Genomic DNA, 11646 nt, shown 5'->3' with positions numbered 1-11646 from the left:
TTATGCTTCTAACTCAGGAGCATCTTTAATACAAAGTGTTTTGTATTTGATAACACCGTCTACTACATCTCTTTCAACACCATGGATATCTTTTTCATAACCAGGAAAAGCATTTTCATATTTTTCTAAAATTGAAAGATAATTATGTATTGCTTTAGTAGACTCGTCCATTCTTTCACCGCCCATCATTACTGGAATGCCTGGAGGATAAGGTACGATCATTACTGCTGGTACTTTTTTCATCATGTTTTCTAAGTACACATATTCTACATTCTTACGCACTACTTGTTCGTAGGCTTCTGCAGGTTTCATTTCTTGTTGTGGAAGAATCTCGAATGCTTGTTGCATTTGGTTCAAGAAGTCGTTCTCTTTAAAGAAAGTATGCATTTTATCACAAAGATCTTTTAAGCCCATTTTACCATAAAAAGCTGCATCAGTTTCTAAAAGGTTAGGGAAAATTAATCTTAATGATGTGTTGTTATCATAATCTTTTTTGAAGTTCAATAAAGCAGATAACAATTCACCTTGTTTACCTTTTGTTGTACCAAATGAGTGTAACATTAAGAAAGAGTAAGAATCTGTTTTTTCTGTTACAATCCCTTTATTTATTAAGTAATCTGATACAATTCCAGCTGGTATACCTTGTTCTGTGTAAGAACCGTCAGCGTTTACACCTGGAGTAGTGAAGGTTAATTTAATAGGATCAAGAAGTACAAAATCATCTTCTAAACCATTAAATCCATGCCATGCATCGTCTGGGTTTAATACCCAAGCATCTTGATTAGACGCTAAAGTTTCTGCAGCTACTTTACTAAATTTTTCACCTTTATATGTTGTTGGTTGCCACATATCAAAGAACCAATCTTCTTTTGCAGAAAACTCATCGTTCATTTGTGCAACTCTTTGTCTTAAACTAATTGCATCTAAGATATTATCATGACTCATTTGCTCTCCATTATCATGCATCATTTTAGTAGATACATCTAAAGAAGCAATCATTGGGTAGTTTGGAGAAGTTGACCCGTGCATCATATATGCTTCATTAAATTCGTCTGGATCAATTTTTTCATTAGAACCATCTTTAATGTGCAACATAGAACCTTGAGAAAATGCATTCAATAACTTGTGTGTTGAATGTGAAGTGAACACTGGAGGATGTTCTTTATTTTCATCAGGAGTCATGCCATAGAAACCATCATAAATTGGATGGAAACGAGCGTAAGCATACCAAGCCTCATCAAAGTGCATGTATTTAACATGGTCTCCCAATTCTTTTTTAACTTTTCTTACATTGTATGCAAGACCATCATAAGTAGAGTTTGTTAATGCAGACATTACAATTTCTTTACCCATTTCATCTTCTCCAACTAAATTAGAAGCAGATTTTTTATGTAAAGCTGTAGTGGCTGTCATCTCAGACATTTTAACTGGTCCAATAATACCTAGAGCATTTCTTCTTGGCATCATGTACATTGGTTTTGCATTAGTAATTACCATTGCATAATTCAAAGATTTATGACAATTTCTATCTACTAAAGCTAAATCGTTTTGTGCAACTTGGCTTCTCCAAATAATTTGATTTACTGTAGAAGTACCATTTAAAACGTAGTAAGATTTATCTGAATTAAATGTTTCTGATGCAAATTTTTCAGAGTCACCAATCGGACCACTATGGTCTAATAAAGAACCTAAATCTGGAACAGAAATAGATAAATCAGATCTTAAAGTATTCTCACCAAAGAAGTTGTAAAGAGCAGTACCTGCAGGGCTTTTCTTAAATCCTTCACCACCCATATGGCCTGGTGTATGCCATGCATATTTGTACTCATCAACATAATTTACAAGTCCTTTAAAAAATGGACCATAATTACCTTCTACATATTCTTTAATCATGTGCGTTAAACGACCCGCCATAAACGTAATAGTGTCGTCATCTAACCAATAAAAGCCATTCGATGCTTCTAATACTGCTGTTGGTAATTCTTCTGGAGCAGCTTTTTCTGCTAAAATGAAAATCTGTAATCTTGGAAATCTTTTACGTAACTCTAAGATTACACTTGTTTTTTCTTCAACTGATAAATCTAAATTCCAATCTACTAAAACACCAGATATTTCACGTTGACTCGTACATAAATCAACCACATGTTTTAATTTTTTAGATAAGATTGTCTTAATATTATCAGTATTTAATTGAGTAATTAATTCTTTTAATCTATTGCTTTCAAATGTATCAATTTGTTTTTCTGATACGACTAATAAAGGCCATTCTTGTAAATTCATGATATTATTAATTTTTATTTTTTGAGATCTATTGAGATCAATTCCTCAATTATATTTTTTATAGAAACTACTATTTCGTTTCTGTATTTTTCTTTAATTTTTCGTTACCAAATAACCTGATATCTCGTTTTAATAAACTCTCGTACAATGGTTTTGCACCAAGGTTGTGCGTTATAAAATTCGATACTAAACAGACTATGCCTAACGGTAATATTAATTCGTACTGCCCGGTCAACTCAGCAATTAAAATAACTCCTGTAACTGGTGCTCCAACTACTGCTGTAAAGAAGCCTGCCATACCTAAAATTGCAAACTCTGTAGAATAGGGAGTTAAATTTGGTAGTAACATTGAATAAATTTCTCCTAGTGAAGAACCTAAATACAACATCGGTGAAAACACTCCACCAACTACCCCACTACAGAATGAAATAATTCCTCCTAAAAACCTTAAAGAGGCTGTAGAGATAATCCAACTTAAACTATTTTCACCTTCTAAATGTGTTCTTAAAAGTGCCATTCCAGAACCATTTAAATCTGGATTTATCTGATAAACAACGGCAAATAATAAAGCAACAACTGTAAAGGTTAAATAAGGTGATCTACTTTTTAAGTAATCAAAAACTTTGTATCCAGATTTAATGGACTTTAAGAAGATTACTGCAGCAATACTTAGGAAAAAACCAAAACCAATAAAATGATAAAAATCTATTCCTGATAAAAGTTGAACATCAACTACAGGTACTTCTACTTTATTTCCGACAATAAACTGAGCTACCCAAGTACTTACATAACAAGCTAACATAATGCCTGTGTATGATCTAAAGTTGAATTTAAAAGAAGGTCTCATCTCTTCAATTACAAGTAATATACCTGCTAATGGTGCATTAAAAGCAACAGCTAAACCAGCTCCGGCTCCACATGCTAGTAAGTGATTCTTAACATCTAAATCGCTCACTTTATATTTCCATAACTTAGAAAGACCTTCTCCTATTGCACCTCCCAGATGTATGGTAGGGCCTTCACGACCTACTACCATACCTCCGAATTGTGCAGCAATACCACCAATAAACTTAACTGGTATTACTTGTTTCCATTTTATTTTTCTAACACCAATCATGCTACCCTCAACTTCTTGAACTCCGCTTCCTCCTGCTTCTGGTGCAAACTTTTTAACCAGATAAAAGGATAAGAAAGTACACATTGCCATAACTGATATGACTAAAACGGAAGAAGAATTTTGTTGAAGAGAGGATAAAATCGACACTGCATTGTCTGTTATTAAATTGTATATTCCACCTAACAGACCAACCAATACACCAACCGTTAAAGAAAGAAGAAATAATATTCTTGATTGATTATGTGATAATGTAGTCTCTCTTTCCATGACTCTATTCCTATTAGAAAGAAACCTGACCAGTTGCTATCATCACTACAGCTACTAATGCCATAATTATGATGAATATTTCCAAAAGGCGTTCGTTTCTAGTATAAATTTGTTTTCCTGCTTTTACTTCATCTTTATGTGCTAATCTGTAAAAAGGAATTCCGATTGCATAGAAGATAAAAGAGGTAAGCATATATGAAATACCAGCAGCATAGATTAACCATAAACAATAAAGTGTTGATAGTAAACCAATGAAGGCTGCTATTTTTCTATTCTTTTTATTTTTTAATAGTTGTTTTAAGCTAGCACCTTTCAATAAATACATTGATGAAAGTAGATAAGCTGGTAAAATCATTACCCCTGCTATATCAATTGCAGCCATATAAACATCGCTTGCAAACGCCACAAAGATCATTGCCACTTGCATAATACTTGAAGAAATATATAAAGCTGTTGATGGTGCTCCATTTTTGTTTTCTTTTTTAAAGAAAGCAGGTAACACACCGTCTTTTGCTGCATCATGAGGTACTTCAGCTACTAAGATAGTCCATGCTATCCATGCACCTAATACTGAAATGATTACTGCTATATTTACAAAAGTAGCTCCCCAAGATCCTACTGCAATACCCAATAAAGCACCTGCTGATGGATCTGATAATTTTGCTAATTCTGGTTGTTGTGCTATACCAAATGCTAATACAGAAATCAATACATACATTACTAATGCAGCAATAAAACCAATTGTTGTCGCTGTACCAACATCAGAAGATTTTTTTGCTTTTGATGAAATAACTACTGCACCTTCAATACCAATAAAGCACCATAAAGTAACCAACATTGTTGATTTAATCTGCTCTGCTAAACCATCTAAGTGATAGGCATTTCCCCAGAAATCTGAAGTGAATATATCAAACTTAAATGAGATAACTAAAATACCAATAACGATTATAAGACCTACGAATTTAGCAATAGTTGAGACTGTATTTAAAAATGATGTTTTCTCTGTTCCAAAAAGAGAGATAAAATTCATTAACCAAATTAATCCAGAACCAAAAACTATTGTTTGCCAACCATGCTTTAATAAAACAGGAAAGAAAACACCAAATGCATCGTTTAACATAACTGCAAATGCTACATTACCTAAGGCAGCACTTATCCAATATCCCCAAGCAGAATTAAAACCTACAAAACGGCCAAACCCTGCTTTTGCATATCCATAAATTCCTGAACTAATATCTGAACGTTCTTCTGATAAGGTCTTAAAAGTATAAACTAACATACCTACGCCTATACCAGAAATAATCCATGATATAATTACTGCTCCTAATGATGCTTCAGCTGCCATATTCTGAGGGATATTAAATATACCTCCTCCTATCATAGAGCCAAATACAATGGCGACCAAACCGCCTAAGCCTACTTTTGTAGATTTACTTTCCATAATTGTGTATTTATTAAAATGTATAAATCAAGTTGTGTAACGATGTTTCTTATTTGTTATAATTTGTGAAACGGAATTACTAAACTATCGTTGTGTAAATGTTATTTTTTGAAACTCTTTAGTCTTTTTTTGATACTAATTTTTAAAAATATCTGAATTCTATTTCATCGACCATTTCATTCATGTCTTCTCTGTACATTGAAGCGCTTTCTGAATGGAATGGGTTATCAAAAAATGTTTCTAAAGATTGTAATATTTCTTCCTTTTCAGTTTCATTTTCGTCCACTATAAAGCCGTAGTCATTATCCTGAAAAGATTCAGGGTTAGATTGATTGTTGTAAAACATAATGTGTAATTTTTATTGTTCGATTGAAAAACTTTATGATACAAATGTAATGGGTGGTAAAATTCTCTTGGCGTAAAAAAAAAACACCTTTTGGTAAAAAAATATTTTTTAGAATAGGGGTAAAATGATTTGAGCGAGTCATGTATATGTAAATCAAAATTATATGTCTAATTAAACCTACTCACTCAAATGAAAAAGAATTTAATTTTAACTCTCCTATTTATACTTTTTACATCTGTATTATTTGCACAAACGCAATCATTAAAAGGAACTATAATAAACACTATTTCAAAACAACCCATTATAGGTGCAACCATTCAGATTGAAGGAAGCAACCCAATTATAGGTACAAGCACAGATATTGATGGTAATTTTGAATTAGAGGCTATAAAAGTCGGACGATATACATTAATAGTAAATTCAATTGGGTTTAAGAGTATCCGTAAAACTGAAGTTCTTATTACGGGTAACAAAGGAATGGAACTCAATTTTGAAATGGAAGAGGACTTTATCACATTAGAAGGAGTAACTATTACTTCATCTAACGACAAGGATGCTAATAATGTAATGTCTACCGTAAGTGCACGCTCATTTTCGGTAGAACAATCTAGCAGGTTTGCTGGTGGTTTAAGTGATCCATCAAGGGTTGCGTATAACTTTGCAGGTGTTACTTTCTCTTCTCCTCAAGATAATGGCGTGGTTATCCGTGGTAATTCTCCTAGTTCTGTATTATGGAGAGTAAACGGTATTGATGTTTCAGGTGCTGCTCATTTTGGAGGTGGAAATCTTGCTGGTGCAGGTCTAATCTCTATCTATAGTACAAATTTACTTAGAAGTACAGACTTCTTTACAGGTGCTTTTCCTTCTGAATATTCTAATGCAACATCTGGTGTTTTTGATATTAATTTTAGAAAAGGAAATAATGAAACATATAAACATTCAGTGCAACTTGGTTTAATTGGCGGTGATATTTCTTCTGAAGGGCCTATTAATAAAGAGAAAGGATCTTCGTACTTGATCAATTACAGACATGGATTTATAGGGTATATTGGCAAATTATCTGGTGGTACTGCTCCACATTTTCAAGACTTATCTTTTAACCTTTCTTTTCCATCTCAAAAATATGGTAATGTAAATATTTGGGGAATGGGCGGTTTAAGTGCAATAGATACTCCTTATAAAAAATACAAAGTAAAAGTACATTCTGATCCAACTGAAGAATATGATGCAACAGTAAAGTACAGACAATATGACAAAGACTATTTAGACAAAGAAATTAACTTTGGAATGGGAGCTATCGGTGTGAATCACTCTATTAAGGTTGGCAACTATAGTGATTTGACTTCTACTGTTGGTTTCACATCAAATAAATACCAAAATAATACACGTTATTTTGAAGAAGATGCAGACACTTTAAATACAGGAACACTTCATCCCCATCAGAATCAACAAAGTATTGAATATAAAATGTCGTTTGCTAGTACATTAACAAGTACTCTATCACCTAAATTAATTAATAAAACTGGTATTAGAACAGATCTATTACACGTAGATGCATTTGCCAACAAAGCAGATACTTTAATGGGTACAGTTCAGCCTGTTTTCTATGGTAAAGAGAGTGGTTATTCAATTAACTTTTTTACACAATTTAAATATCAATTCACTCCTAATTTTAGTGTAAATGCTGGCCTTGCAAGCACAAAATTTCAATATAGTGATGAGATAACAATCGAACCTCGTTTAGGGCTTGAATATACACCAATAAACGGTGTTGTCTTATCTGCAGCTTATGGAAGACATAGCAAAAGAGAAGAATTAAAAGTCTATTCATTTACTAATCCGATTACTGGGCAACCAAATGATTTAAAATTATCAAAATCGGATCATTATGTAGGAAGTGTGAAAATTAATTTAAGCAAAAATACTCGTTTAACTACAGAGGTGTATTATCAAGATTTATTTGATGTTCCAGTTATTGATGGCACTCCCTACTCTTTTGCAAATTATACAACAATGTGGGGTGCAAATGGACCTATTTCTAATAAAGGAACAGGATCTAATAAAGGTGTTGATGTAACATTAGAACGCTCAATGGTAAACGGTATTTATTATATGATAACAGGTTCTATGTATACTTCTGAGTACCAAGATGCACAAGGAGTTACAAGAAGTACATTATTTAATAGAAATTATATGGCTACCGTTACATTTGGTAAAGAGTTTTTGGTAAAAAAGAAAAACCTTCTTGGGATAAACTTTAATGCAACTTATTTAGGTGGTGTACCTTTAACTCCTTATGATGAAAAAGCATCTCACGATCAACAAAAAGTAGTGTATAAAGAAAATGAATTGTACTCTGTAAAAGGAGAAGATGAAGTGTGGTTAAATTTTGGTATCACTTACAAAATTCATAAAAAGAAAAGTACTCGTACTTGGGGTTTAGATATGCAAAACGCTTTACTCACAGAACAAACAAATGGCTATAAGTACAATTTAAAAGAACAACAAGTAGAAAAAGATAAGGTGTTCTTTATTATGCCAAATTTATATTATAAAATAGAATTCTAAAAAAAATGTCCTTGAATGAAAATAATAAATCATTCAAGGACATTTTTGTAATTTCTAAAACTAGCTAATAAGCTGCATATAATTATCTAGTTGATTTTTATGGATGAATAAAATATCCTGATTCCTCGTTTTTTGAGACTTTATTTCTTCATCTTGAATTAGTTTATTATTCTCAGCAAAAAAGATGGCATAATCAAGTTCCTTTAAAATTTTGTATACTTTTTCTCTTGTTTCTCCATAAGACTCAACCAGTAATATAGGTTTGAATTTATTAATTATTCCTCTTAAGTTCTTTAAAACAACATCTTCATAGCCTTCTACATCACATTTAATAAAATCTACTTTTTTTAAATCGGAGAACACTTCATGACCATTTCGGATTTCAGCATCAAAGCTAATGTTTAGTGTATCTGATTTAATTTCTTTTTCTGATATAAAATTAGAGCCACTTTTTAAGAAACTAGATTGAGCTAAGGAAGTATTGTAAATTTTTATTTTATCGTTTTTATCTCCTAACGCAAAATTATGATAGATAATATTTTTACGCCTTTTTGTTGAGGTCTTCAAGACTTCAAATATTGGTTTAATTGGTTCAACAGCATGTACTTTACCAATAGCACCAACACTATCTGATAAAATTGAAGAATAATAACCAAGGTTTGCTCCTATATCAATACAAACATCTCCTTTATTGATAATTTTTTTAACAAGATAATGATAGTTATAAATACTGTTTTTTTTGAGAAGGTTAAGTTTGTAACATATACTAAAACTCCTCCTTAGTACAAGAAAATAAAGCTTTAATGGTAAAATTAAAAAGATCAATTTCTTAATTTTTTTCTCAAATAACATGACGTTGCTAATTTTTGATATTAATAATATTCAGGGTTATTCTAAATAATGTATTAGAATTTAGATCGCATTCATTTCATAAATTATCCTCTAATTTGGATACTTTATTTTTACATTTATGACAGCTGAAAATTAGTAAACAACAGAAAAAAGTTCAATTCAAAGAATAAATTAACTATTGTTGAGAAACAATAATAGAGTTGTTTATTTGATCAAAAAAATAGCCTTGAAGAGCTTTTAAATTCTTCAAGGCTATATTAAATTTATGTACAAATAATTACTAACTATTAAATTTTTCCATATCCATTAAACCATCTTTTTTAGATATAAAAGTAGCTGCAGATGATACACCAAATATATTTGTTGCTGTTCGTCCCATATCTACTAAAGAGTCTACTGATAACACAAAAGTTAATACCATTCCCATTACTTCTGGTGTAATTCCCATAATTGTCATGGCTGTAATTGCAGCAAAAGAAGCTGTGCCTGGCAACCCTGCAATACCAAACGAAGATATAATTACAGAGATAAACATTGTAAATAAAGTACCCGGCGACATTAAATCTATTGGAGGTAAACCAAGTGCGTTATTCACACCAACAGAAAGTACAATCATAAAAATTGGCCACATAGCCCCACAAGCATTCATTCCCATTGTGGTTCCTAAAGAAGCAGCAATATTTGCCGTTTCTGTATCTACACCATTATTGTCTTCTAAAGAACTTATAGTAACAGGTAAAGTTGCTCCACTAGATTGTGTAGAAAAACCTGTAATTATAGCTGGTAGTAAATTTCTAACATGCTTAATTGGGTTCACTCCTTTTGTGGTTAACCCTGCCATGTGCATCATAAAAATTAATAGCATTGTGGCATAAGAAACCACAATAAAAATGGCTAAATCACCAAATAAAGAAGGTCCTTTTTCTGCAACTGCAATTGTCATTAAAGTAAATACACCATAAGGCGTTAATTTAATAATCGTCATTGTCATGCTATTAATAATAAGTTTGGCAGAATCTAATCCTCTTATTACTAAACCCATTTCTTTAGGTTTCTTAGTAGACATTCTTCTAACAGCCATACCAATTAATAATGCTACTAGTAAAGTACCAATAATATTGTTCTCGCTAAAAGCCTGAAATATTGATGTGGGAATATTTTGCGTAAACCCATATATAACTTTTCCTAAAGAGGCATCGCCTAAAGTATCTATTCTGTTTGCATATCCTTTAGAAATTGTTTCGGCAGAAACTTTAGAAACATCAATTAAAGAATCGAAATTAAAAAGGTTTGCCATACCAAAAGCAAGAGTTGCGGCGCCTGTAATAGAAGCAACAAAATAAGTGATAATTTGCCCTATTCTTTTTCCTATATTACTATCATTACTAATATTTACTAGCGTATGAGCAATCGAAATAAAAACAATAGGTACAATCATTAATTTTAAGAACCTAATATAAATATTTGAAATGGTCTTCATGTAAAATTTCAAATCCACATAAACCTCTTGTGGAATGAACGCATAAAGTCCCCATCCAAAAATAATTCCTAATCCAATAGCGGTTAAATTACGATAATGGAATTTAACTTTTTGATTTGACATGGAATATAGTATGCCTAGTATACTTACAAAGGCGATAATTGCAAGAAGTAATATCATAATGTGTATTTCATTTTACCAAAACCATACAAGTATATTTACCAATGGTTTTAAAGTCTTTTCTTTAAGTGAAGTTAAAATAAATACTAAGACCATTAAATGACTTTAGTACTTTTCTTTAGTCTACTAAACTAGTAGAAAATGAATTATAAATACGTATTTAATAGCAACAAGTAAAAATAGTTATAATTTATTCACATATAAGGAGAAATAACAAACTGATATACAACCACTAAAAACAACCTCTTATTGCTGAATATCAATTAATTACAAAGTTAAAAGTCTTTCTTTTTATATAGAAATTATGTACATTAGTATTAACCTCTAACTAACTTAAATGCTATGGAAACCTATATTTATAATTATTTAGCTTCCTCGAATTTAGAAGAAATAAAAACACCTAAATCTAAAGGACTAATTTTCACACTATCGAGGGACTTTGGTACAAACATAAAAAATTGTGCCGTAGATCTTGTAGAAAAACTCAATAATGAACGTGTTGGTTTTTCTATTTGTAAAAAGAAATGGGCACTTATTGACAGTGTTATTTTAAGTAACATTTCTAAAGAACTTAAAATAGGATACGACGCCCTCAATCAATTTGTACCCATTGAACATAAAAGTATATTTGACCAAATTTTACATGGTTTAGACTTTAATAGGAGTCAATTAGACGATAATTTACACAAGGCAATTCAAACCGTTATATATTCTTATTTTGAAAGAGGAAACGTTGTGTTTTTAGGTAGAGGAGCCGCATATTTTACAAATCAATTGGACAATGCGGTCAACTTTAAAATAAAGTCAAGTTACGAAAACAGAATACACCGTTATGGTGAAAAAAACAAAGTAAATTATCATTATGCTAAAGAAATTGTCCGCAGAAAAGCCAAAAGAAGAAACGACTTTCTGAGTTATATTTCTAAAGGGAAACATCAGAGTTACGATTTTGTTCTAAATAGAGATATTATGGATGACGACACACTCACTTCCCTCCTTTTTGATTTGTGCAAAAATAAAGAGATTCAGTATAAAACCTTTAAAGACGTTCAGCATTCTAAATAAAAAATAGCCATTAAGTAAATAGATACTTAATGGCTTTAAACTTTGAGAAC

The 11646-nt window shown here is 31.4% G+C and carries 8 protein-coding genes; 2 read left to right on the top strand and 6 right to left on the bottom strand.

Annotated features, from left to right (window positions below):
* From KM029_RS19210 to KM029_RS19195, 4 genes are all read right to left on the bottom strand, one after another.
* Window positions 1-2280, bottom strand: a complete 2280-nt coding sequence (locus KM029_RS19210) for an Orn/Lys/Arg family decarboxylase (RefSeq protein WP_144076475.1) — start codon at window positions 2278-2280, stop codon at window positions 1-3.
* Window positions 2281-2350: 70 nt separating this feature from the next.
* Entirely contained in the window at window positions 2351-3664 is a 1314-nt protein-coding gene (gene clcA / locus KM029_RS19205) for a H(+)/Cl(-) exchange transporter ClcA (RefSeq protein WP_144076474.1), read from the bottom strand.
* Between the two features lie 13 nt (window positions 3665-3677).
* Window positions 3678-5105 (bottom strand): basic amino acid/polyamine antiporter, encoded by a 1428-nt coding sequence (locus tag KM029_RS19200; protein WP_144076473.1) that lies wholly within the window; start codon window positions 5103-5105, stop codon window positions 3678-3680.
* A 142-nt stretch (window positions 5106-5247) separates the two neighbouring features.
* Window positions 5248-5451: a hypothetical protein gene (locus tag KM029_RS19195; protein WP_144076472.1), complete on the bottom strand. Its 204-nt coding sequence runs from the start codon at window positions 5449-5451 to the stop codon at window positions 5248-5250.
* A gap of 189 nt (window positions 5452-5640) precedes the next feature.
* On the opposite strand from KM029_RS19195, the gene KM029_RS19190 reads away from it, so the two are divergent.
* Window positions 5641-8019 carry a TonB-dependent receptor gene (locus KM029_RS19190; RefSeq protein ID WP_144076471.1) on the top strand — a complete coding sequence of 793 codons (2379 nt, stop codon included), beginning with the start codon at window positions 5641-5643 and terminating at the stop codon, window positions 8017-8019.
* A gap of 60 nt (window positions 8020-8079) precedes the next feature.
* On the opposite strand, the gene KM029_RS19185 is transcribed toward KM029_RS19190, so the two are convergent.
* Together KM029_RS19185 and KM029_RS19180 are read right to left on the bottom strand one after the other, a co-directional pair.
* Window positions 8080-8871, bottom strand: a complete 792-nt coding sequence (locus KM029_RS19185; RefSeq protein ID WP_144076470.1) for an FkbM family methyltransferase — start codon at window positions 8869-8871, stop codon at window positions 8080-8082.
* A gap of 280 nt (window positions 8872-9151) precedes the next feature.
* Entirely contained in the window at window positions 9152-10474 is a 1323-nt protein-coding gene (locus KM029_RS19180; RefSeq protein WP_158631214.1) for a dicarboxylate/amino acid:cation symporter, read from the bottom strand.
* A 399-nt stretch (window positions 10475-10873) separates the two neighbouring features.
* Between KM029_RS19180 and KM029_RS19175 the strand changes: the two genes are divergently transcribed.
* A complete protein-coding gene (locus tag KM029_RS19175) occupies window positions 10874-11596 on the top strand; it encodes a cytidylate kinase-like family protein (RefSeq protein ID WP_144076468.1) in 723 nt (240 codons plus the stop codon).
* Window positions 11597-11646 lie beyond the last annotated feature (50 nt).

The organism is Flammeovirga kamogawensis (genome assembly GCF_018736065.1).
GTDB lineage: Bacteria > Bacteroidota > Bacteroidia > Cytophagales > Flammeovirgaceae > Flammeovirga > Flammeovirga kamogawensis.
This window is presented reverse-complemented; position numbering and strand designations above follow the sequence as displayed.

Bases quoted from the DNA above. Each gene is read 5' to 3' on its own strand.
- KM029_RS19200 (WP_144076473.1), bottom strand. From the start codon at position 5,105: ATGGAAAGTAAATCTACAAAAGTAGGCTTAGGCGGTTTGGTCGCCATT.
- KM029_RS19175 (WP_144076468.1), top strand. From the start codon at position 10,874: ATGGAAACCTATATTTATAATTATTTAGCTTCCTCGAATTTAGAAGAA.
- KM029_RS19180 (WP_158631214.1), bottom strand. From the start codon at position 10,474: ATGTCAAATCAAAAAGTTAAATTCCATTATCGTAATTTAACCGCTATT.
- clcA (WP_144076474.1), bottom strand. From the start codon at position 3,664: ATGGAAAGAGAGACTACATTATCACATAATCAATCAAGAATATTATTT.
- KM029_RS19190 (WP_144076471.1), top strand. From the start codon at position 5,641: ATGAAAAAGAATTTAATTTTAACTCTCCTATTTATACTTTTTACATCT.
- KM029_RS19185 (WP_144076470.1), bottom strand. From the start codon at position 8,871: ATGTTATTTGAGAAAAAAATTAAGAAATTGATCTTTTTAATTTTACCA.
- KM029_RS19210 (WP_144076475.1), bottom strand. From the start codon at position 2,280: ATGAATTTACAAGAATGGCCTTTATTAGTCGTATCAGAAAAACAAATT.
- KM029_RS19195 (WP_144076472.1), bottom strand. From the start codon at position 5,451: ATGTTTTACAACAATCAATCTAACCCTGAATCTTTTCAGGATAATGAC.